19 protein-coding genes and 1 tRNA gene are annotated in these 21412 nt (G+C 62.4%); 9 read left to right on the top strand and 11 right to left on the bottom strand.

The window, feature by feature from the left end:
* The first annotated feature begins 11 nt into the window (after positions 1-11).
* The 7 genes from BLU15_RS22900 to BLU15_RS22930 all read left to right on the top strand — a co-directional run bounded on the left by BLU15_RS22900 (position 12) and on the right by BLU15_RS22930 (position 6507).
* A complete protein-coding gene (locus BLU15_RS22900; protein ID WP_090298303.1) occupies positions 12-1079 on the top strand; it encodes an ABC transporter ATP-binding protein in 1068 nt (355 codons plus the stop codon).
* Positions 1080-1283: 204 nt separating this feature from the next.
* The gene (locus tag BLU15_RS22905; RefSeq protein ID WP_034798911.1) at positions 1284-1670 is read left to right on the top strand and encodes a c-type cytochrome; all 387 of its coding nucleotides are present in this window, start codon (positions 1284-1286) and stop codon (positions 1668-1670) included.
* Positions 1671-1910: 240 nt separating this feature from the next.
* Positions 1911-2753 carry a cytochrome c oxidase subunit II gene (locus BLU15_RS22910; protein ID WP_034798913.1) on the top strand — a complete coding sequence of 281 codons (843 nt, stop codon included), beginning with the start codon at positions 1911-1913 and terminating at the stop codon, positions 2751-2753.
* A gap of 155 nt (positions 2754-2908) precedes the next feature.
* Positions 2909-4687, top strand: a complete 1779-nt coding sequence (gene ctaD / locus BLU15_RS22915) for a cytochrome c oxidase subunit I (protein ID WP_060582986.1) — start codon at positions 2909-2911, stop codon at positions 4685-4687.
* Entirely contained in the window at positions 4684-5388 is a 705-nt protein-coding gene (locus BLU15_RS22920) for a cytochrome c oxidase subunit 3 (protein ID WP_090298306.1), read from the top strand. Before ctaD ends, BLU15_RS22920 begins: the two co-directional genes overlap by 4 nt.
* A 12-nt stretch (positions 5389-5400) precedes the next feature.
* Positions 5401-6123, top strand: a complete 723-nt coding sequence (locus BLU15_RS22925) for a heme-copper oxidase subunit III family protein (protein WP_034798919.1) — start codon at positions 5401-5403, stop codon at positions 6121-6123.
* A 9-nt stretch (positions 6124-6132) separates the two neighbouring features.
* The gene (locus BLU15_RS22930) at positions 6133-6507 is read left to right on the top strand and encodes a cytochrome C oxidase subunit IV family protein (protein ID WP_034798923.1); all 375 of its coding nucleotides are present in this window, start codon (positions 6133-6135) and stop codon (positions 6505-6507) included.
* Between the two features lie 48 nt (positions 6508-6555).
* Here BLU15_RS22930 and BLU15_RS22935 read toward each other — a convergent pair whose 3' ends face one another.
* The 7 genes from BLU15_RS22935 to BLU15_RS22965 all read right to left on the bottom strand — a co-directional run bounded on the left by BLU15_RS22935 (position 6556) and on the right by BLU15_RS22965 (position 14329).
* On the bottom strand, positions 6556-7314 hold the full coding sequence (locus tag BLU15_RS22935; protein WP_034798925.1) for an ATP-binding cassette domain-containing protein: 759 nt from the start codon (positions 7312-7314) through the stop codon (positions 6556-6558).
* An 11-nt stretch (positions 7315-7325) separates the two neighbouring features.
* Positions 7326-8525, bottom strand: a complete 1200-nt coding sequence (locus tag BLU15_RS22940) for an alanine racemase (RefSeq protein WP_090298309.1) — start codon at positions 8523-8525, stop codon at positions 7326-7328.
* Between the two features lie 11 nt (positions 8526-8536).
* Positions 8537-9514: an ABC transporter permease gene (locus BLU15_RS22945; protein WP_034798931.1), complete on the bottom strand. Its 978-nt coding sequence runs from the start codon at positions 9512-9514 to the stop codon at positions 8537-8539.
* Between the two features lie 130 nt (positions 9515-9644).
* Complete coding sequence (locus tag BLU15_RS22950) at positions 9645-10709, bottom strand: substrate-binding domain-containing protein (RefSeq protein ID WP_090298312.1); 1065 nt, start codon at positions 10707-10709, stop codon at positions 9645-9647.
* A gap of 61 nt (positions 10710-10770) precedes the next feature.
* Positions 10771-11832 (bottom strand): substrate-binding domain-containing protein, encoded by a 1062-nt coding sequence (locus BLU15_RS22955; RefSeq protein ID WP_034798936.1) that lies wholly within the window; start codon positions 11830-11832, stop codon positions 10771-10773.
* A 26-nt stretch (positions 11833-11858) separates the two neighbouring features.
* On the bottom strand, positions 11859-13118 hold the full coding sequence (locus tag BLU15_RS22960; protein ID WP_090298316.1) for a M20 family metallopeptidase: 1260 nt from the start codon (positions 13116-13118) through the stop codon (positions 11859-11861).
* Entirely contained in the window at positions 13118-14329 is a 1212-nt protein-coding gene (locus BLU15_RS22965; protein ID WP_034798940.1) for an ROK family transcriptional regulator, read from the bottom strand. Before BLU15_RS22965 ends, BLU15_RS22960 begins: the two co-directional genes overlap by 1 nt.
* 357 nt (positions 14330-14686) lie before the next feature.
* On the opposite strand from BLU15_RS22965, the gene BLU15_RS22975 reads away from it, so the two are divergent.
* Positions 14687-17248 carry a GcvT family protein gene (locus BLU15_RS22975; RefSeq protein WP_090298321.1) on the top strand — a complete coding sequence of 854 codons (2562 nt, stop codon included), beginning with the start codon at positions 14687-14689 and terminating at the stop codon, positions 17246-17248.
* Between the two features lie 82 nt (positions 17249-17330).
* On the opposite strand, the gene BLU15_RS22980 is transcribed toward BLU15_RS22975, so the two are convergent.
* Positions 17331-18260: an aldo/keto reductase gene (locus BLU15_RS22980; RefSeq protein ID WP_089045824.1), complete on the bottom strand. Its 930-nt coding sequence runs from the start codon at positions 18258-18260 to the stop codon at positions 17331-17333.
* A gap of 243 nt (positions 18261-18503) precedes the next feature.
* Positions 18504-19292, bottom strand: a complete 789-nt coding sequence (locus BLU15_RS22985) for an SDR family NAD(P)-dependent oxidoreductase (RefSeq protein WP_060520324.1) — start codon at positions 19290-19292, stop codon at positions 18504-18506.
* Positions 19293-19389: 97 nt separating this feature from the next.
* On the opposite strand from BLU15_RS22985, the gene BLU15_RS22990 reads away from it, so the two are divergent.
* On the top strand, positions 19390-19989 hold the full coding sequence (locus BLU15_RS22990; protein ID WP_089045823.1) for a TetR/AcrR family transcriptional regulator: 600 nt from the start codon (positions 19390-19392) through the stop codon (positions 19987-19989).
* Positions 19990-20295: 306 nt separating this feature from the next.
* Here BLU15_RS22990 and BLU15_RS22995 read toward each other — a convergent pair whose 3' ends face one another.
* Positions 20296-21015, bottom strand: coding sequence for a hypothetical protein (locus BLU15_RS22995; RefSeq protein ID WP_090298324.1), 720 nt, complete (start codon positions 21013-21015; stop codon positions 20296-20298).
* A gap of 320 nt (positions 21016-21335) precedes the next feature.
* Positions 21336-21412 (bottom strand) — tRNA-Met (locus BLU15_RS23000).

Here is a 21412-nt window from a genome sequence, read left to right on the forward strand (position 1 = left end):
GGATTGTTCTCATGGCTTCCATCGATATCGCCAATATCCAGAAATCCTACGGCATCCACCCGGTCCTGCACGATGTCGACCTGAAGATCGGCGACGGCGAATTCGTCGTGCTCGTCGGCCCGTCCGGCTGCGGCAAGTCTACGCTTCTGCGCATGATCGCCGGGCTCGAAAGCGTGACCTCGGGCGAAATCCGCATCGCCGGAAAACGCGTCAACGAACTGGCCCCGAAGGACCGCGACATCGCCATGGTGTTTCAGTCCTACGCGCTCTATCCGCACATGTCGGTCGCCAAGAACATGAGCTACAGCCTGAGGCTGAGGAAGGTCGCCAAGGAAAAGATCGCAAGCGTCGTCTCGGGCGCTGCCGCCAAGCTCGGCCTCGACCCGCTGCTCGAGCGGCGGCCGAGGGCGCTTTCGGGTGGACAGCGCCAGCGCGTCGCCATGGGCCGGGCCATCGTGCGCGAACCCAAGGCGTTTCTCTTCGATGAGCCGCTCTCCAACCTCGACGCGCGCCTCCGCGAACAGATGCGCGCCGAGATCAAGAAGCTGCACAAGGACTTGGGCGCCACCTCGATCTACGTCACCCACGACCAGATCGAGGCGATGACGCTCGCCGACCGGATCGTCGCCATGAACGGCGGCTTCGTCCAGCAGGTCGGAAGCCCTCTTGATCTCTATGACCGCCCGGCCAATCTCTTCGTGGCCGGCTTCATTGGGTCGCCAGGGATGAACTTCTTCGAGGGAACCTATCGCAACGGTAGCGCCCCGCGCTTCGAAACCGAAGGCGGCATCATCGTTCCGGCCCAGCCGCATCCTGCCTTGACGGACGGCGCCAGGGCGACGCTCGGCATCCGGCCGGAGCATGTCGAGATCGGCGTCGAAGGCCCGGATGCGCTGAAAGCCAATGTCGACCTGGTCGAACCGACGGGCTTCGGCATCATCCTGCACCTCTCCTTCGGCCGTGCCGGCTTCAAGGCGTTTACCAACGACCGCCGGTTCCTCAACGTTTCCGGCTCGCTGCCCGTACGCCTGCCGGTCGAGCGGCTGCACTTCTTCAACGCCGACGGCAATCGCGTCTGAGCGCCGGCAGCGACATGGCGAAAATTTAGGCGCATCCGGCAAACCGGCCGGCTGCGCCGGTTGACTTCCACAAAGCGAGGCGTACCGTCGTCGTGTCGCAAGTATCAACCGCCGTGGCGCCAACTTAAGAGAAGCAAGCACCGCCAAAACGACAGATTGACGATAGCCTTCCTTGCCTGCGCCCGGCGATATTGAGGAAGTGTCATGCGAATTCTTGTTGTTGCCCTTGCCTTTTCGACAACGATGCTCTGTCCGTTCGCTGCCCTTTCGCAAGAGGGCGATGCGGCCGCCGGAGCCACCGTCTTCAAGAAATGCGCCGTCTGTCATGTGGCCGACAGCGACACCAACAAGGTTGGGCCATCGCTCAACCATCTGTTCGGACGAACGGCAGGCACTCATGCCGACTTCAGCTACTCACCGGCGATGATCGATGCCGGCAAGGGTGGACTCGTCTGGGATGAGGCGCATCTGCGCGACTATCTGCACAATCCAAGGACCAAGGTGAAAGGCACGAAAATGGCCTTTGCCGGTTTGAAAGATGATACGGATATCTCCAACCTCATCGCCTATCTCAAGCAGTATTCGCAGTAACCTGCGGAGACTAAACGCAACCGCTGCTCGCACGGAGGCGGCGAATTGCGACTGTTCGACGTTCGTGTAATAATTGCAGCTACAGCACCGCGTGTCTGACCAGACGCGCAAAGGTCGCTGTAGAACTTTGAATTCCTGCATGTTTTGCCGTTTGATCGGCGACGATTAACGGAAACATGCAGAAGGCTCTACGGATTGCGTATTCATGCCCACAGCCGCCAGCGGCGAGGAGGGACAGAAATGGCCGTGGTAGTTGTTCTGGTTTTGGTGGCCGTCGGTTCGGTGTTGTTCCATCTGTTGAGCCCATGGTGGTGGACGCCGATCGCGTCCAACTGGAATTACATAGACAATACGCTCATCATCACCTTCTGGATTACCGGCGTCGTCTTCGTCGCCGTCGTGCTTTTCATGGCCTATTGCGTCCTGCGTTTTCGGCATCGCCCGGGAAACCGGGCGGCCTATGAACCGGAAAACAGGAAGCTCGAAGGGTGGCTTGCCGGCGGCACCACGCTCGGCGTCGCCGCCATGCTCACCCCCGGCCTTTTCGTCTGGCACCAGTTCGTGACCGTGCCGGATGGTGCGGCGGAGGTAGAAGTCGTCGGCCAGCAATGGTTGTGGAGCTTCCGGCTGCCCGGCGCAGACGGCAAGCTCGGTACGTCGGAGACCCGCGACATCACGCCTGAAAATTCGCTCGGCCTCAACCGCAACGATGCGGCCGCCCTCGACGACGTCGTCATCGAAGGCGGCGAACTGCATCTGGAGGTCGGCAAGCCGGTCAAGATCCTGCTGCGATCGGTCGACGTGCTGCATGATTTCTACGTGCCGGAGTTCCGCGCCAAGATGGACATGGTGCCGGGCATGGTCACCTATTTCTGGCTGACGCCGACGCGCACCGGCACGTTCGAGGTGCTGTGCGCCGAACTCTGCGGCACCGGTCACCCACAGATGCGCGGCACCGTCGTTGTCGACAGTGCCGCCGATTATCAAGCCTGGCTCTCGCAACAGACGACATTCTCGCAATTGCAGGCAAAGGCAGGAACGAAAGAAACGGCGCAGGCAGTGAATGCCGCCCCGGCGCAATAACAGGCGCCCCGACGGCCAAAGCGGGATGAGGAAAAGTGCTCGCGATATCCGCCCGCATCCCGCTCGTGAGGAGACGCAATTCCATTGTTGGACGTGCGGAATTGCAGGTTCAAGGCGTTGGATCGAGATGATCCGGTGTTGGGAGGTTCTCGCAGATGGTCGATATCCGGTCAGGCACGGGCGAACAGATTGGCCCCGCGGAAGTGGAGGACGTGGAGCTCTATCATCCCCATAGCTGGTGGACGCGTTATGTCTTCAGCCAGGATGCGAAGATCATCGCCGTGCAATATGCCTCGACCGCGATCGCCATCGGCATGGTCGCCCTCGTGCTCTCCTGGCTGATGCGTCTGCAGCTCGGCTTTCCCGGCGCCTTCGCCTTCATCGATGCGGAACGCTACTACCAGTTCATCACCATGCACGGCATGATCATGGTGATCTATCTGTTGACTGCGCTCTTCCTCGGCGGCTTCGGCAACTACCTGATCCCGCTGATGCTCGGCGCGCGCGACATGGTCTTCCCCTATGCCAACATGCTGAGCTACTGGCTGTATCTGCTGGCCGTCCTCGTGCTCGTCGCGAGCTTCTTTGCACCGGGCGGGCCGACCGGCGCCGGCTGGACGCTCTATCCGCCACAGGCAGTACTTTCCGGCACGCCCGGCGGCAAGGACTGGGGCATCATCTTGATGCTCTCCTCCCTCATCCTCTTCGTCATCGGCTTTACCATGGGTGGCCTCAACTATGTCGTCACCGTGTTGCAGGGGCGCACGCGCGGCATGACCTTGATGCGCATGCCGCTCACCGTCTGGGGCATCTTCACGGCGACGGTGATGGCGCTTCTCGCCTTCCCCGCCCTCTTCGTCGCCTGCGTCATGATGCTGTTCGACCGGGTGCTCGGCACCAGCTTCTTCATGCCGGCGATCGTCGAGATGGGCGAGCAGCTGCAGCATGGCGGCGGCAGCCCGATCATGTTCCAGCACCTCTTCTGGTTCTTCGGCCATCCGGAGGTCTACATCGTCGCCCTGCCCGCCTTCGGCATCGTCTCCGATCTCATCAGCACCCACGCCCGCAAGAACATCTTCGGCTACCGCATGATGGTCTGGGCGATCGTCATCATCGGCGCGCTCTCCTTCATCGTCTGGGCGCACCACATGTATGTCAGCGGCATGAACCCCTATTTCGGCTTCTTCTTCGCCACCACCACCCTGATCATTGCCGTGCCGACGGCGATCAAGGTCTACAACTGGGTGCTGACGCTCTGGCGCGGCGACATCCACCTGACGCTGCCGATGCTGTTCGCGCTCGCCTTCATCGTCACCTTCGTCAATGGCGGGCTGACCGGTCTGTTCCTCGGCAATGTCGTCGTCGATGTGCCGCTCTCCGACACGATGTTCGTCGTGGCCCATTTCCACATGGTCATGGGCGTTGCGCCAATCATGGTGATTTTCGGGGCGATCTATCACTGGTATCCGAAGATCACCGGCCGCATGCTCAACCAGGCGATGGGGCAGATCCACTTCTGGGTCACCTTCGTCGGCGCCTATCTGATCTTCTTCCCGATGCACTATCTCGGGCTGATCGGCATGCCGCGCCGCTACTATGAGATGGGCGAGACCGCCTTCGTGCCGGCATCCGCCCATACGCTCAACGAGTTCATCACCATCATGGCGCTGATCGTCGGCGCCGCCCAGATCGTCTTCCTCTTCAATCTCATCTGGAGCATCCGCCACGGCCGCGAGGCCGGCGGCAACCCCTGGCGGGCAACGACGCTCGAATGGCAGACGCCGGAAACGCCACCACGGCATGGCAATTGGGGCAAGGACCTGCCGGTCGTCTACCGCTGGCCCTATGACTACAGCGTGCCGGGTGCAGCGGAAGATTTCATTCCGCAGACTGAGCCGGGTTCAGTAGGCCACGCGCCGGAGGGTGCCTCATGAACGTCACCCTCGTCTTCCTGGCGGTGATCTTCGCGATCGCCGCCTGGTGGCTCAGCCGGCAGCGGCTGTTCTCGAAACCCTGGCTGGAGGTCGGCCACGCCCACGATCCCCGTCCGCGCGGTAGGCCTTCGATCCCGCCTGCAAAAATCGGCCTTGGCGTCTTCCTTGCTGTCGTCGCCGCGCTCTTCTCTCTCTTCATCAGCGCCTACTTCATGCGCATGGCCTCCACCGACTGGTGGTCGACGCCGATGCCGAAGATCCTCTGGCTGAACACCGCCATCCTTGCGCTTGGCAGCCTGCTTCTGCATGCGGCCCGCGTCACTGCCGAACAGCATCGTAACGAGGCGAGCCGCACGGCGATGATCGCAGCCCTTGCCGCCGGTCTCGCCTTCCTCGCCGGCCAGGTCTTTGCCTGGCGGGAGTTGACCGACGCTGGCTTCCTGCTCGCCGACAATCCGGCCAACAGCTTCTTCTACATGATCTCGGGCATGCATGGCCTGCACATCCTCGGCGGCCTGTTCGCGCTTACCCGGGTCATCGTCAAGACGCGCACCGGCCCGATGGGCGAAAGGGCCGTGCTGTCGATCACGCTCTGCGCCACCTACTGGCATTTCATGCTGGCCGTATGGCTGGTGCTTTACGCGCTCTTTTCCGGCTGGGCCAACGACTTCGTCGAGCTCTGCCGGTCGCTCTTGACTTGAAGGAGGCAAGGCATGTCCGCCGAGACACATTCGCCTGTCCGAGAACCGCTCCATCGCCCCGCGGGACTTGCCGGCTTTGCCGCCGACTGGGCCTCCGACCAGCGGACGTTCAAGAACGTCTCCTGGGGCAAGGCGATGATGTGGATCTTCCTCTTGAGCGACACCTTCGTCTTCGGCTGTTTCCTCATCGCCTACATGTCGGCGCGCATGTCGACTGCCGTTCCCTGGCCCAATCCGAGCGAGGTCTTCGCGCTGCACATCGGCGGCTCGGACGTGCCGCTGATCCTGATCGCCATCATGACCTTCGTGCTGATCACCTCGAGCGGCACCATGGCCATGGCCGTCAATTTCGGTTACCGGCGCGATCGCAAGAAGACCGCTCTGCTGATGCTGCTGACCGCCCTTTTCGGCGCCACCTTTGTCGGCATGCAAGCCTTCGAATGGACGAAGCTGATCACCGAGGGCGTGCGTCCCTGGGGCAACCCTTGGGGTGCTGCGCAATTCGGCTCGACCTTCTTCATGATCACCGGCTTCCACGGCACCCACGTCACGATCGGCGTCATCTTCCTGCTGATCATCGCGCGAAAAGTCTGGCGCGGCGATTTCGACACTGAACGGCGTGGCTTTTTCACGAGCCGAAGAGGACAATACGAGATCGTCGAGATCACCGGCCTCTACTGGCACTTCGTCGACCTCGTCTGGGTCTTCATCTTCGCATTCTTCTATCTGTGGTGAGGCATGGCCATGACGGAAACGACTGTTCACACCCACGCGGCACCGGCAGCAAAAGTAGAAGGCCACGCACAAACGCACCAGCAACACCCGATCGGCCTCTACTTGGTCGTCTGGCTGCTGCTCTTCGTGCTCAGCACCTTTTCCTACCTCGTCGACTATGTCGGGCTGCAGGGTTATCTCAGGTGGTCGCTGATCCTGATCTTCATGGTACTGAAGGCAGGGCTGATCGTCGCGATCTTCATGCACATGGCCTGGGAACGGCTGGCGCTGATCTACGCGATCCTGCTGCCGCCGCTGCTGGTGCTGGTCTTCGTGGCGCTGATGGTCTCGGAATCGCACTACGTGCTGTTCACCCGCCTCACCTTCTTCGGCGCCGCACCATGATTGCCAACCGGCGCCGCCCCAATGGCGGCACCGCTGGACTCATCCGCCTCAGTGTTGCTGAAGCCCGGTGATCATCGCGATGATCTCGTTTTTGTCGGTCTTGGCCGTCTCACGGATGCCGATCTGCTTGCCGCGGCGCAGAACGCAGATGCGGTCGGCGAGCTTGAACACCTGATCGAGGCTATGGCTGATGATCAGTACGCCGATGTTGCGGCTTTTCAGCGATTCGACGATCTCCTCGACCTTGGCGGTTTCGGCAACGCCAAGTGCTGCCGTCGGCTCATCGAGCAAGATCAGCTTGCTCGCCCAATGGGTGGCGCGGGCAATCGCGACGCCCTGGCGCTGGCCGCCCGAGAGGTCGCGGATCGTCGCATGGGCCGAGGGGATGCGGACATCCAGTTCCTTCACCAGAGTTTCCGTCTCGGAAATCATCCGGCGACGGTCGAGCAGGCCGAAACGGTTTACCGGCTCGCGGCCAAGAAACATGTTCATATAGACCGTCTGCTGGTCGGCAAGCGCCAGATCCTGATAGACGACCTCGATGCCATGGGCGCGCGCCATCGTGGCGTTCGACATCGCCACGGTCTGGTTTTCGATGGTGATCGTTCCCGAGGTCGGCGTGTAAACGCCGGAGATGATCTTGATCAGCGTCGACTTGCCGGCGCCGTTGTCGCCGACGAGCGCCACGATCTCGCCCGGACGGACGTCCAGCGAGAAGTTCTCGATCGCGGTGACGCCGCCAAAGGTCTTGCGGATGTCCTTCAGCTTGAGGACCGGCTCGCGTGCAGAATTCGTGTTCACGTTCATGACGTCACCCCTCAAACCGGCCAGGCCGCGGTTTCGCCGAAACCGTTTTCGATCGTTTCCACCTTCGGCGCGCCCTTGGAGATGCCCGACACGCCGACGACATAGGCCCGCGTGACGAAGGCCTGCCCGCGGAAGCCGAACACCGCCGTATCGCCAGGCTTCGGGGCCGCCGCACCGCTGGCGTCGATCATCGCGTAATAGTCGATCGCCGAGGGGGGCGGTACTTCGACGCTTCGAAGCGCCGACGCCGAAGTCGTCGGGTCGGCAGAGACGATCGCCTTGACGTCGTAATCCGGAAAGATCGGGTCGATGTAGAAGCCGCCGCCGAAGCAATAGGCCTTGCCGCCCGAGAGATGGGAAACTTCGGTGAGGTAGAGTACCGCCGGCAGTTCCGGCAGATCTTCCATCACGTGCAGTGCGGTGGTGCCGTGCAGACCGTTGCCCGGCTCGCACTGCGTCGCGCCCGCTTCGGCAAGGGCCGGGAGCATGACGCTGGAGGTCGTACCCGGCGCATTCACCTCGATCCCGTTGCGGCCGGCCTTGGCCAGCGCCTCGGCAGCTTTCGAGAGCGTCGCGAGATTGTGTGTCGGCTTCACCTTGCGGCTTTCATGGTCGAAGAGCAGCGCCGGAAAGGTGGTGATGCCGGCAAAGCGGCCACCGTCGAGCGCATCGAGACGGTCCGCCACCGCGGCAACGTCGCTGGCATCGAACCCGCCTTCATGGCCGCGGTAGAAGGTATCACCTTCCGCCCGGATACGGGCGAGCAGATCCTGCCGATAGCCGGCTGCATGTGCGCCAGCCGCCGCTTCTGCAGCCTTTTCGCCGTTGAAGACCGTCCAATAGTCCGGCCGGAAGGTTTTCGCTGCGGCAGCCGCCTCGTGGCGCGCGACCTGCTGCAGGTGGCCGAGATGGCCGACCTTCAGGCCCGCCTTGTGGGTGGCGCGGGCACAGGCCATGTCGACGGCAACCGAACGGTCAATGCCACCACGCTTGACCGCTTCGCAGAAGGAACTGGAGCGGCCCACCTGCTTGGTCATCGCAAAGGTCTTCAGGCCGAGGCGACGAGCCTCGTTGCTCATAATCGCCGCATTGGCCTCGACCGTGTCGAGATCGAGCACATAGGCGTTGGCCGGAAGCTTGCCCTGCTGGTGCAGGCTCATCGCCGCTTCGATGAATGCCGGGTTGCGGCGGCGCAGAACGTCGAGAAACATGAAATCCTCCTTCAGCGGGACTTTTCGCGCAGCGACACGGCGACCGCAGCGAGGATGATGAGACCGCGAACGATCATCTGGTCGGATACGGAAAGGCCCATCAGGATCAGGCCATTGTTGAGCATGCCCATCATCAGCGAGCCGACGAGCGCGCCGATGATCGTGCCCTTGCCGCCGTTGAGCAACGTGCCGCCGACGATGACGGCGGCGATCACCGTCATCAGGTCGGTCTCGCCAAGCGTATACTTCGCCGCCTGCAGGCGACCGGCGTAAAGCAGGCCCGCAAGGCCGGCGAGACCGCCGCTGATCATCAGAACGGCCAGCCGAATGCGCGGCACGCTGATGCCGGAGACGCTCGCTGCCCGGCTGTTGTCGCCGGTCGCCAGCACATGGGCGCCGAAGCGGGTTTCGCGGTAGATGACATGGCCGCAGACGACGGCAACGAGGGTCCACCAGATCAGCGAAGGCACGCCGAGGAACGAGCCGGAGCCGAAAAAGCCGGTAAAGGTGCTGTCGGTCACCGGGATCGAGCGCAGGTTCGTCATCGAGCGGGAGACGCCGGCAAAAAGCCCGAGCGTCGCCAGCGTCACCAGGAAGGACGGCAGTTTGACATAGGCGACCAGCGCGCCGTTCAGGAGCCCGATCAGCACGCCGGCGCCGATACCGGCGACGACGCCAGCCACCAGGCCGTACTCGTTGATCGTCACCGCCGCCGCCAGCGCCGAGACGGCAACCGTCGAGCCGATCGACAGGTCAATCTCGCCGGCCGACATGACGAAGACGAGGCCGATCGCCATGATCGTCACCGGTGCTGTCTGCAGCATGATGTTCGACAGGTTGCGAACCGTCAGAAACCCGCTGTCGCGAAGCACGATGGCGAAGAACAGAAAGATCGCCAGGAAGCCGAGATAGACGACGTATTGCTGCAGGTTGAGGCGACTGACGAGGCTCGCCGGCTGGCCGCTCGCGCTGGAATGGGCACTGGACATTATTCTTCCTCCGAAGGCAGGGGGAAAGCTCCCCCTGCACTACGGCGCCGCGGGTCTGGTCAGACGCGCAAAGGTCGCCGCAGCACTATGAAAAGCTGCATGTTTTACTCATGCAGCGGGCATCATTTCATCACTTCATCGCATCCGCGATCGACGCGGGCACATCCTTGTTCAGAGACTTCTTCCAGCCGTCGGCGACCGTCGCCTTGGTCACGGCAAGCGAGTCGACCACCAGGAAAGGCTCGGCCTTCTTGCCGACCAGCGACCCTGCCGCGGCGCGCGCTGCGGTGACACCGATATTGTAGGCTTCGTCGGCGACCAGAGCTGCGATGTTGCCGCCCTTGACCATGTCGAGTGCTGCCGGTTCGTTGAGGTCGAGCGTCACGATCTTGGTGTGGCTGTTGCCGGCGCCGCGCAGCGTCGAAAGCACGCTCAGTGCCGGCTCCGCCCAGGTCACATAGATCCCGTCGAGATCCGGGTTCTGGGTGATCATGCCTTGCGCGATTTCCTCGCTGCGGGCCGGATCGGCCATGCCGGCCTCGGCAACGATCTTCATGTCGGGATAGTCCTGCTCGATCGTCGACTTGAAGGCGCCATCGCGCTGGTTGGTCACGTAGAAGTCGGCGTCATGATAGATATAGCCGAGCTTGCCCTTGCCACCGAGCGCATCCGCCATGGCAACGGCCGCCTTGTTGCCCATCTGGAAAAGGTCGTCCGAGACGATCGTCACATAGTCCTTGCCGTGTTCGTAACCGGCCGGCGAATTGTCGACGAAGGCGAGCTTCACACCGGCGGTGCGTGCCGGATCGTAAACCACGGCGGCGCTTGCCGGGTCGACCGGCAGCGACAGGATGATCGAGGGCTTCTTGGCAAGCACCGTCTCGACATCCGCCTTCTGGCGGGCGGCATCAAAGCCGGCATCGGTCTGTGCGACCACCTCGACGCCAAGGCGCTTGAACTCGTCCTGGGCGCCGCTGTTGACCGCGTTGGTGTATTCGCTCATCTCGTGCCAGACGAGCGCTGCGGTAAACTTGCCGTCCTTGATCTGCTGTTCCTGCTCCGCCGTCAGCGTCAGGCTGCCCGCCGGCGTCGGCGTCTCGCCATGCGGACCCGTGGTCTTGCCGTCAGCGGCAAAGCCGGATGTCGCGGCAAAGACCGTTGCCAGCAACGCGAAGTGTTTCACTGCCCTGTGCATATCTGCCTCCCTTTTAGGAATGACGCCGCCGGAAGCGTCCTCTCTCCCGGCGGCCACCTGATTACTTGGCCGCGTCGAGCACCGACTGCGGCGCATCGCGGTTGAGCGACTGCTTCCAGCCGTCCGCGACGTTTTCCTTGGTGACGGTCAAAGCCGGGGCAACGACGAAGGCCGGCGTCTGCTGTCCGAGAAGCGACTTCAGGCCGGTCGCAGCCATGGCGCGTCCAAGCTCATAGGCCTTGTCGGCAACAAGCGCGGTGACGTTGCCGCCCTTGACCATGTCGAGCGCGACCGGTTCGGCAAGATCGAGCGTGACGATCTTGGTCTTGGTATTTCCGCTCGAGCGCAGGGCAGAGAGCACGCCGTCGGCAGGCTCGGCCCAGGTCACGTAGATACCGTCGAGATCAGGGTTCTGCAGCAGCATGGCGCTTGCCAGCTCCTCGGCACGTGCCGGGTCTGAGATGCCCTGCTCGGCAACGATCTTGATATCCGGATAGTCCTTCTCGATCGTCGACTTGAAGGCCTGGTCGCGCTGGTTCGTCACATAGTAGCTGGCATCGTGGAAGATGTAGCCAACCTTGCCCTTGCCGCCGATCGCCTTGGCCAGCGCATCCGCCGCCTGCTTGCCCATCTGGAAGAGATCGTCGGTAACGATCGAGGCATAGTCCGTGCCCTGCTTATAGCCGCTCGGCAGGTTGGAGAGGAACACGAGCTTGCTGCCATCGGTCACTGCCTGGCGGAATGCTTCGGCCGAGGTCACCGGATCGAGCGGCAGCGCCAGGATGACGTTCGGCTTGGCGGCAAGCGCGGTTTCGATATCGCTGCGCTGGCGGGCAGCGTCGAAGCCGGCATCCGTCGTCACCGCGATCTCGACGCCGGCGCGGGCAAACTCATCCTTGGCACCGGCCGAAACGGCGTTGGTGAAGTCGGACGAGGTATGCCACAGCAGCGCCGCCTTGTAGCCCTTGCCCTTGAGCGCGCCGATATCGGCATCGGTCAGGGCGACATCGGCGCTCGGCGTCGCGCTCTCGCCGGACGGACCCACCGTCTGGGCAGAGGCGGCGTTTGCGGCAAGCACGAAACCGCTGACGAGTGCGGCAGCCATCAATTTCTTCAGAAGCATTGTCGTTCTCCCTCTTGTTTGGCAGTTCAGTCCATGACGCCGCAGTAGCGCGCCATGAAGGCGGCAAATCCGACGATCCCGGCGAGGTATTCCTCCACCTCGACCCGTTCCTCGTAGGTATGGCAATTGCGGATGTCGCCGGGCGCGCAATAGACGGCAGGCACACCCAAGCGGTTGACGAAGAATGGCGATTCCGACCAGAAGGGCGCGCCTTCGATGACGCCGCGCCCAGCCATCGCTTCGGCCATGGCGGCTGATAGCGCACCGACTTCGCCCGCCGTTTCGTCGATTTCAGCCGCCGTGCCGCCAAGCGCATGGTCGCGGCCGGCCGGATAGGAAAACTCGACCGTGATTTCCGGATCGGTGATCGCCGAGCGCACCGCAACCTCGATCTCGGCCGCCGCCGTGTCCAGCGATTCCCCTGGCAACAGTTTGCGGATCAGCGACAGCGTGCAACGCTCGGGCACGGCGATGTAGCCGCCGCCGGCAAGGCCGGTGATCAGCAGGAAACTGCGACCGATCAGCTTGTGCTCGGCCCGCGCGGCGATCTCGTCGGAGTGTTTCCAGAGAGCCGACATCGCCGCGTGGCTGGCGCGCAATGCATCCTTGCCGAGTTCGGGTACGCCGAAATAGGCGGACTTGCCTGTAATCGTGATGTCGGCGATGAAAAATCCGATCTGCGCCGGATAAACCGAAAGCCGTGTCGGCTCGACATAGACGACGAAGTCCGGACGGACGATGTCACCGGTCTCGATGCGTTCGACCAGATCCTTGATACCGGCGGAGACACCGGTCCCCGGCTGACCGCTTTCCTCGTCGCCGACGAAGGCAAAGGCCACGTCCCCGGCCAACGCAACGCCGGACTTGTCGAGCAGCGACAGCGCCGCCAGCGATGCGCAAATGCCTGCCTTCAGATCGCCCGAGCCGCGCCCCCAGACCGCCCCATCGATGATCGGTGCAGCGAAGGGATCCTCGCGCTCGGTACCGGCCCAATGCTCGCGCCAGCCGTCGACATGCACCGTATCCGTATGGCCAATGAACAGCAGGCGTGGCCCCTTGCCGCGCCCCTTGCGCTCCGCCCAGACGTTCGGCCGACCCGGCAGGAACTCCGCCGTTTTCAAGCCTTCCAGGCCAAGGCGCTGCATCGTTTCGGCCAGAAAGGCGACGAAATTCGCCTCGTTGCCGGTAATGCTCTCACGCCCGATCGCGCCACGAAAAAGATCAATCGCCGTCTCGCGATCAAGCGCCGCTCGCAAACGTTCGACCAAGCCGTCATTCATCGTCATCACATCGCCTCCCGAAGCGCGTTGACGTTTGCCCGCGGCAGCGAAATCCGGCCATCGGGCGCATCGACCCCGAAAAGGGTGTTGTGCAACTGACCGAGCCCGATCGCCGCCGCCCCGATGATCGCGGCGCGCGCGCCGAGTTCACCGGTCTCCACATTGACCGGATAGGGGAAGCACTGCGGCAGGAAGGCTTTTACCCGCTCAAGCATTTCCGGCCGGAGTCCGATGGATCCGCCCAGGATGACCTTCTGCGGGTTGGCGATCGCGGCAATCGCGGCAACGCCGGCTGCCAGATACCGCGCAGTGTCATCCAGCACCGTCAGCGCTGCCGCATCGCCCGCTTCTGCCTTGGCAAAGATGGTGGGCACGGCAACGGTCTTGCCCGAAAGCGCCGCGTAACGTTCCGCCATGCCATGCGAGGCAACCGCGCGCTCGAAGGCGCCGGTGCGCAGCGATTCCGCCTCGAACGGGTCGGCGCCGAGCGGCAGGAAACCCATTTCGCCGGCCGCATTGCTGACGCCGCGCACCAGATGGCCGCCGACCATCAGGCCGCTGCCGACGCCGGTGCCCAGCGCCACATAGGCGAGGTTGTCGATCCCCTGCCCCTGGCCCAGCCAGTTTTCGCCAAGGACGGCAAGATTGACGTCGTTTTCGAGCATGGCTCCAAAACCGAGCACCTCTTCGAAGGCGCCGACGACATCCATCGTGTCGAAGCCGGCAATGTTCGGTGCAAGCAGCACACGGCCGGTCTCGCTGCAGGGCGCGCCGGGAACGCCTACCACCGCAAGCCGGATCTTCTCGCGAGCGATCTTCTGTCGGTCTGCCGCATCAAAGGCCATGGCAGCGATCTGCTCTACGACGAAGCGGCCGCCCCGCGGATCGGTCGGCGCCGTGTCTTCGGCAAAGATCTGGCAGGCGAGATCGGTGATCGCCACGCGCACCTTCGTGCCACCGAGGTCGACGGCGATGATGAAGGCGGCATCGCACACCAGTTCGTAGGTGACGGCAGTGCGCCCGACATGGCCGCTGGTGCGCCCCGTCTCCTGCACCCAACCCTCTTCTTCGAGGCCGCGGACGATCTCCGAAATGGTCTGCTTGGAAAGGCCGGTCTGCTTCGAGATCGACGCACGCGAAATCGGACCGCCCTGGACGATCGCCTCCATGACGGAGCGCTGGGAGAACTTCCGGGAGATGCGCAAGCTGTCGTTCACGGGGACCTCTTTTAATTCGTTCTGTTACCGAACTTATTAACATCATGCATCGCTGTCAATCTTACCCGATGGGATTATCTTTCGTGGCCAACGCCGCGATCACTGGAAAGCAGGTAGATCGCAATGACGCATTCGGATGCGTCGCCATTTGCGATATGCTAGATGAAATCAGATTGGCGCTGAGAGGCGCTTTTTCTCACGAAATCAGTGGCATGACCGTCTCGACAGCTCTCGTTCGGCGAACCGCAAAATGCTCGGCTCTGGTCGTGCAGTTTGATGAGAATGTCGTAGACAGGCTCTGGTCGGGGCGGATCAGGCCCTAAAATCCGGCATCCAATCCAACTAGGGTCGCAATCAATGGCAGAGTTTCCGCAAAAGGCGAAAGTCGTAATCATCGGGCTGGGTGGCATCGTCGGTGCTTCGATCGCGCACCACCTGATCGAGCGCGGCTGGGACGATATCGTCGGCATCGACAAGTCGGGCGTACCGACCGATATCGGCTCGACCGCACACGCCTCGGACTTCTGCTACACCACCAGCCACGACTATCTCTCGGTCTGGACGACGCAGTATTCGATCGATTTCTTCGAGAAAATGGGCCACTACGCCCGCATCGGCGGCCTGGAAGTGGCGCGCACCGGCGACGATGTCTGGATGGAAGAGATCAAGCGCAAGCTGTCCTCCGCCAAGGCCTTCGGCACCCGCGCCCACTATGTCTCGCCGGCTGAAATCAAGACGATGTTCCCGCTGATCGAAGAAGATCAGGTCATGGGCGGCATGTTCGACCCGGATGCCGGCCTCGTCATCCCGCGCTCGCAGACGGTTGCCGGCAAGCTCGTCGACGCCGCGGAAAAGTCCGGCAAGCTGCAGGTCTTCGGCAACACGCCGGCAAAGTCGCTGATCGTCGAGAACGGCCGCATCAAGGGCGTCGTCACCCATCGCGGCACGATCATGGCGGACCACGTCATCGTCTGCGCCGGCATCTGGGGTCGCCTGATCGCTGAATTGGTCGGTGAGGACCTGCCGGTCATGCCGGTCGACCATCCGCTCACCTTCTTCGGCCCGTACAACGAATTCGAAGGCACCGGCAAGGAGATCGGCTTCCCGCTTTTGCGTGACCAGGGCAACTCGGCCTACATGCGCGACACCGGCGACCCGAAGACTACCGAGGGCGGCCAGATCGAGTGGGGCTATTACGAGACCACCAATCCGCGCCTCTGCCATCCACGCAACATTCTTGAAAAGCACGAGGCGCGCCTGTCGCCTTCACAGCGCGACCTGGAGATGGAACAGATCATCGAGCCGCTCGAGCGCGCCATGGAACTGACGCCGATCCTCGGCGAACTCGGCTACAACGAGAGCCATTCCTTCAACGGCCTGCTGCAGGTCTCGGCCGCCGGCGGCCCCTCCTGCGGCGAGAGCCAAAAGGTGCGCGGCTTGTGGTACTGCGTCGCCATCTGGGTGAAGGACGGCCCCGGTTATGGCAAGCTGATCGCCGACTGGATGACAGACGGCCGCACCGAGATCGACCACGCCTCGATCGACTATTCCCGCTTCTATCCGCACCAGCTGGAAGAAAAGTTCATCGAGGGCCGCTGCTTCGAGGCGGCGCAGAAGATCTATTACCCCGCCGTGCACACCCGCGAACCCTATGCCACCGGCCGCAACGTCAAGCGCTCGCCCTTCTACGAGCGCGAAAAGGAACTCGGCGGCTATTTCATGGAACTCGGCGGCTGGGAGCGCGCCCACGGCTACGCTGCCAACGAGCACCTTTTGGAGAAGTATGGCGACCGCGTTCCGGTACGTGAAAACGAGTGGGACAGCCGCCATTTCTGGCGCGTCTCCAACGCCGAGCATCTGGCGATGAGCGAGGACTGCGGCATCGTCAACCTCTCTCACTTCCATATGGTCGACATCGAAGGTACTGACCATGTCGAGCTGCTCGAATGGCTGTGCGCCGCCAAGGTCGGCGGCGACGGCAACATCGGCAAGGGCATCTACACCCACTTCCTCGACGACGAGGGCATGGTACGGGCCGACTTCACCGTCTTCCGCATGGCCGACCGCTGCCGCCTGGTGAACGGCGCCGACGCCGGCCCGCGCGACTTCCAGTACATGCGCCGCGTCGCCGAAGATCGCGGCCTTGACGTCACCATCACCGACGTCTCGGAGAAGTTCATCACCATCGGCATCTGGGGTCCCAATGCCCGTGAGACGCTGAAGAAGGTGGTTGCCGATCCCTCGGGCCTCGACATCGAGAACTTCGCCTTCGCCGCGATCAAGCCGATCGAGATCGCCGGCAAAAAGGTCACCGCCTTCCGCATCTCCTATGTCGGCGAGCAGGGCTGGGAACTGCACATGAAGTACGAGGACGGCCTCGCCGTCTGGGACGCGCTGCGCTCGACCGGCGTCATGGCCTTCGGCGTCGAAACCTATGCGAACTCGCGCCGCATGGAAAAGAGCCTGCGCCTGCAGAACGCCGACCTGCTTACCCAGTACAACCTCATCGAAGCCGACCTTGCCCGCCCGAAGGTCAAGGACGTGGACTTCCGCGGCAAGGCCAAGCATCTCGAATACAAGGCGCGCGAACATCAGCCGGCCATGCTCTGCACGCTCGTCATGACGGAGAATACCGACAAGAACGGCGTGAAGCGCTATCCGGTCGGAACCCTGCCGGTGATGGATCCTGAAACCGGCAAGGTGCTGGTCGATGAACTGGGCCGCCGTTCCTACACCACCTCGATCGCCTTCGGCCCGACGATCGGCAAGAACATCGCGCTTGCCTATCTGCCGTGGTCCCATTGCCAGGTCGGCCGCAAACTCAACGTCGAATACTTCGCCGAGACCTATCCGGTCGAGGTCGTCGGCGTCGGCTACAAGCCGCTCTACGATCCGGAAAACCTGAAGCCGCGCAGCTAAGCCATCCGCATCAGCCCCCAATACATAAAAGGCCCGCTCGGATCCGAGCGGACCTTTTCAATGGTCTGCAGACCTAACGAGGTCAGGGCAGCACGTGTCCTGCCGCCGTGAAGAGACGATACCAATCCTCGCGCGACAGCGTGATGTCGGCGCCGGGCGCGATATCGCCCAAACGCTCGGGACTTGTCGTTCCAAGCACCACCTGAATGTTGGCCGGATGGCGGGCGATCCAGGCATAGGCGATCGCGGAAGCCGATACCCCGTACTTGCCCGCGAGTTCGTCCAGCAACCGGTTGAGTTCCGGAAAGTTCTTCTCGTCGCCGACGAAGACGCCGCCGAAGAAACCCTGCTGGAACGGTGACCAGGCCTGCAACGTCATGCGGTTGATGCGCGAATAGACGACCACTTCCCCGTCGCGATCGATCGATTGCTCGAGACCTGCCATATTGGCGGCGATTCCGAAGGCGACCGAAGGCGCATGCGCAATGCTGAGCTGGATCTGGTTGGCGACGAGCGGTTGGCGGACGGCGGTCTTCAGAAGATCGATCTGCCGCGGGGTGTGGTTCGAGACGCCGAAATGCCGGACCTTGCCAGCCGCCTGCAATTTGTCGAAGGCGTCCGCCACCTCCTCCGGTTCCACCAGCGCATCCGGGCGATGCAGCAAGAGAAGATCGAGATAGTCGGTCTTCAGCGCCGCAAGCGATCGATCGACCGACTGCAGAATATGATCTTTGGAGAAATCGAAATAGCCGCGACGGATTCCGCACTTGCTCTGGATGACGATCTGTTCGCGCTCAGTCGGCTTCAGCCGCAACGCATCGCCGAAACGGCGCTCGCAGGCATGCAGTTCGCCGCCATAGATATCGGCATGGTCGAAGACGTTGATGCCGACGTCCCGTGCCTTCCCATAGAGCCGGCTTATGGCGTCGTCGCTGAGATCGGCAATCCGCATCAGGCCGAGAACGGCAGAGGAAACGGAAAGGTCGGTTGGTCCCAGATTGAATCTTTTCATCGGCTCGCACCATCAACATCGTTTCGAGGGAGGATTTTCGCACAGGGACGGAGTGGTCGGCCTTGCGAAATCTTTGATCCTCAATTTCTAAGCAGCCTGAGGGCGCTTGGCAAACGCCTTTGAGGCAAACCGTGGAAACGCTGTGGCTTGCTGTGCCCAAGCGGAAAGGCCCGAGCATCGACCGTCTCAGCAGGTGCAGGCGTTCGGAGCGGACGCCAAACGCCCGCTCCGTGCGTGGACCGGTCAGGCAGCGGACCGATAGCGCTCGGCCGGCAACGACTGTGCAAAATTCGGCAGCATTGCCTGCCGTGCCGTATCGAGGGTGTTCCACTGGCCGGCATCGGGAAGCGGCGGGATGGTTACCAACTCGCGTCGATCGTAGCCGATCAGCGCCGCATCGACGAGATCGCCGACCTCCATCACACCGGGGAGCGTCTCGACATCGACGCCGGCATGATCCCAGATCTCGGTGCGCGTCGCTGCGGGCAGAACCGCCTGAACGTAGACGCCCTTGGTGGCGAGTTCGACATTCAAGCCTTGAGAAAGGAACAGCACGAAGGCCTTGGTCGCGCCGTAGACGGTTGCGCCCATCTCCGGTGCAAGCCCGACGACCGACGCGATGTTGATGATCGCCCCCTCGCCTCTCTCCGCAAACCCCGGAGCTGCCGCATGCGCGAGCCTGGTGACTGCCGTTACGTTGAGCGCGATCAGCTTCGAGATGTCCTCGCTCTGCTGCTGAAGAAAGCCTCGGGGGATAGACGTCCCGGCATTGTTGACCAGCACGCCGATGCTCCGGTCTTCGCGCAGCCGCTGCTCGACCTTGGCGAGGTCCTGTGCGTCGGTCAGGTCCGCCGGGACCACATCCACCGCCACGCCGGTTTCGTTCTTGAGGCGCTCAGCGAGCGCGTCGAGCCGCGCCGCATTGCGCGCGACCAGAACGAGATCATGACCGCGACGGGCAAATCGCTCCGCATAGACGGCGCCAATGCCGGTCGAGGCACCGGTTACAAGGACTACTGGCTTCCTGCTCATCGATTGGGCTCCTTCAGTTTATTCATGATAACTATCATGTATTTGGATATATGATGACTATCATGTATATTGTCAATCGAAATTTCAGGAGACGATGATGCGCGTGAGCCGGAAGCAGGTCGAAGAGAACAAGAAGACAATTCTGGAGGCGGCGGGACAGCTGTTCCGGGAGCGCGGCTTCGAATCCGTCACCGTTACTGATGTCATGAAGGCGGCAGGCCTCACCCATGGCGGCTTCTACGGCTACTTCAAGTCGAAGGAGGATCTGATCGCGCAGACATTGGCCGGTCTGCAGGGAGAAACCGAGCCGCTAACGGTGGATCTTGCATCCGTCGCCCGACGTTATCTTTCGCCGGAGCATCGGGACGATTTCGGCCACGGCTGCCCGCTTGCAGCCCTTGCGTCGGAGGTAAGCCGCCAGCCCGGTTCCGCACGGTCGGAGATGACGGACGTCCTCAAGCGCCAGTTCGCCCGGTTCGGCAAGGTCGCGCCGGGCACGGATGAGCATGAGAAGCGTCGCGCGGCAATCGGCAGTTCTGCGGCCATGATCGGCGCGCTTATCCTGGCGCGGATGACTGACGATCCCGACCTGTCGACGGAAATCCTCGATGAGACGCGGGTGTGGCTTTCCGACCGCGATCACGGAAAGCTGAGAAGCCAAGGTCCTTCCGACGGCAAGAGCGACGCCGGAAGCTGAACCATGTCGCGGAAAAATGCGCAGCGGTTTGCGATCACGGCGCACGGCAATTCAAGATATTGGAGCGCAAGCGGCAGAGCGGAACGGCGGCCACGTGCTTGGCATATCCTCTAATGCACCGAATTCGTTCGCAGATCACTGCGCCGGAACGATACCAGGCGAAACACGGGAATCGTTGATGCGGGGCGTGAAGCGCCCAAAGACAAACCGTTAAAGCGCGTCTCGGGTCGAGCTCGGAGCAACCTGTCCAACGATCCGCCCATCGCGTCTTATCCCGTCACCGGGCGGCGATCCCTTATCGCACCGTCACCGGGCCTCCGGCCAGCCGAATTTCTTCGTCCAATAGCCGTTCCAGTCACTCACCGACTGCTGCGTTCGCCGGTAGATCCGCTCGGCTTCCTCCTCCGCCTTCAGAGCCGCCGCGAGCGCCGCATCGTCCTTCGCATTGGCGCGCGCCTTTTGTGCGATGTCGAGACCGATACGCGCTTCGTTCTGGGCATCCGCCAGGAACTGACCGGAGCTATAGCCTTCGGCATCGGCAACATAATGCAACTGGTCGCCGGCGGTTTTCAGCTTATAACCGAGCACGATCTCGGTTTCGGCAAAACGGCTGCGATTGCCGCGCACCGTCGCGGTCAGCGCATTGGCGATGGCCTCTTCGTGTCTGAGACCGGGATTGTTGAGCAGTTCAGCCTCGACCCGGCCGGCGAAAATCTCACCCTGCTCGTTGAGGATTTCCTTCAGCACTGCCTTCACATTGGGGTCGTTGGATCTGAAACGGTCGGAGTTCAGCAATTCCAGCGCCGTGCCGACAAAAGCGTCGGCCCTCGCCTTCAGCTCCAGTATGCTGTTGTTGATTGCACCCTGCGCCTGCGTCGTTGCTCTGCCAGGCTCCGCTGAAACGCCGTTCGCGGCCTTGAGGATGTTGTTCGCGCTGTCGGCAGAACCGGCTTTCTCCTCGGCCTCGGCCGTTGTCCGCCTGAGGATTTCCAAGGCAACGTTGCTCGTCGGCGATATGGTGGTCACGCGTGGGTCTCCGCGGCAAAGGCGGCGCTCCTGCACCTGCCTGCCGAATGGGTGCGCACAGCCTCATGCCATCGCGAGAATCAAGAATGAAAGCAACTATCGATTGTATGTCTTAATAAACGGGTAACGCCGGTCATAGAAGCAGACGACGCCGCCACCTCCCCCTCCCCTCTCCACCCGATGAGGATTGAAGGACGCTCGCTCACCGCGTTGCGGCGCCCGCCCCTTACATCTGTCCGCTTAGCTTTGTTTGCGCTTGTTCCCTGCGGTTCAAACGTCAAAAAGCCCGCTGGATTTCTCCATGCGGGCTTTTTTTGATTTGGTTGCGGGGGCAGGATTTGAACCTGCGGCCTTCAGGTTATGAGCCTGACGAGCTACCGGGCTGCTCCACCCCGCG

The organism is Ensifer sp. YR511, assembly GCF_900103045.1.
GTDB classification, from domain to species: Bacteria; Pseudomonadota; Alphaproteobacteria; order Rhizobiales; family Rhizobiaceae; genus Ensifer; species Ensifer adhaerens.

Bases quoted from the DNA above. Each gene is read 5' to 3' on its own strand.
- BLU15_RS22900 (WP_090298303.1), top strand. From the start codon at position 12: ATGGCTTCCATCGATATCGCCAATATCCAGAAATCCTACGGCATCCAC.
- BLU15_RS22905 (WP_034798911.1), top strand. From the start codon at position 1,284: ATGCGAATTCTTGTTGTTGCCCTTGCCTTTTCGACAACGATGCTCTGT.
- BLU15_RS22910 (WP_034798913.1), top strand. From the start codon at position 1,911: ATGGCCGTGGTAGTTGTTCTGGTTTTGGTGGCCGTCGGTTCGGTGTTG.
- ctaD (WP_060582986.1), top strand. From the start codon at position 2,909: ATGGTCGATATCCGGTCAGGCACGGGCGAACAGATTGGCCCCGCGGAA.
- BLU15_RS22920 (WP_090298306.1), top strand. From the start codon at position 4,684: ATGAACGTCACCCTCGTCTTCCTGGCGGTGATCTTCGCGATCGCCGCC.
- BLU15_RS22925 (WP_034798919.1), top strand. From the start codon at position 5,401: ATGTCCGCCGAGACACATTCGCCTGTCCGAGAACCGCTCCATCGCCCC.
- BLU15_RS22930 (WP_034798923.1), top strand. From the start codon at position 6,133: ATGACGGAAACGACTGTTCACACCCACGCGGCACCGGCAGCAAAAGTA.
- BLU15_RS22935 (WP_034798925.1), bottom strand. From the start codon at position 7,314: ATGAACGTGAACACGAATTCTGCACGCGAGCCGGTCCTCAAGCTGAAG.
- BLU15_RS22940 (WP_090298309.1), bottom strand. From the start codon at position 8,525: ATGTTTCTCGACGTTCTGCGCCGCCGCAACCCGGCATTCATCGAAGCG.
- BLU15_RS22945 (WP_034798931.1), bottom strand. From the start codon at position 9,514: ATGTCCAGTGCCCATTCCAGCGCGAGCGGCCAGCCGGCGAGCCTCGTC.
- BLU15_RS22950 (WP_090298312.1), bottom strand. From the start codon at position 10,709: ATGCACAGGGCAGTGAAACACTTCGCGTTGCTGGCAACGGTCTTTGCC.
- BLU15_RS22955 (WP_034798936.1), bottom strand. From the start codon at position 11,832: ATGCTTCTGAAGAAATTGATGGCTGCCGCACTCGTCAGCGGTTTCGTG.
- BLU15_RS22960 (WP_090298316.1), bottom strand. From the start codon at position 13,118: ATGACGATGAATGACGGCTTGGTCGAACGTTTGCGAGCGGCGCTTGAT.
- BLU15_RS22975 (WP_090298321.1), top strand. From the start codon at position 14,687: ATGGCAGAGTTTCCGCAAAAGGCGAAAGTCGTAATCATCGGGCTGGGT.
- BLU15_RS22980 (WP_089045824.1), bottom strand. From the start codon at position 18,260: ATGAAAAGATTCAATCTGGGACCAACCGACCTTTCCGTTTCCTCTGCC.
- BLU15_RS22985 (WP_060520324.1), bottom strand. From the start codon at position 19,292: ATGAGCAGGAAGCCAGTAGTCCTTGTAACCGGTGCCTCGACCGGCATT.
- BLU15_RS22990 (WP_089045823.1), top strand. From the start codon at position 19,390: ATGCGCGTGAGCCGGAAGCAGGTCGAAGAGAACAAGAAGACAATTCTG.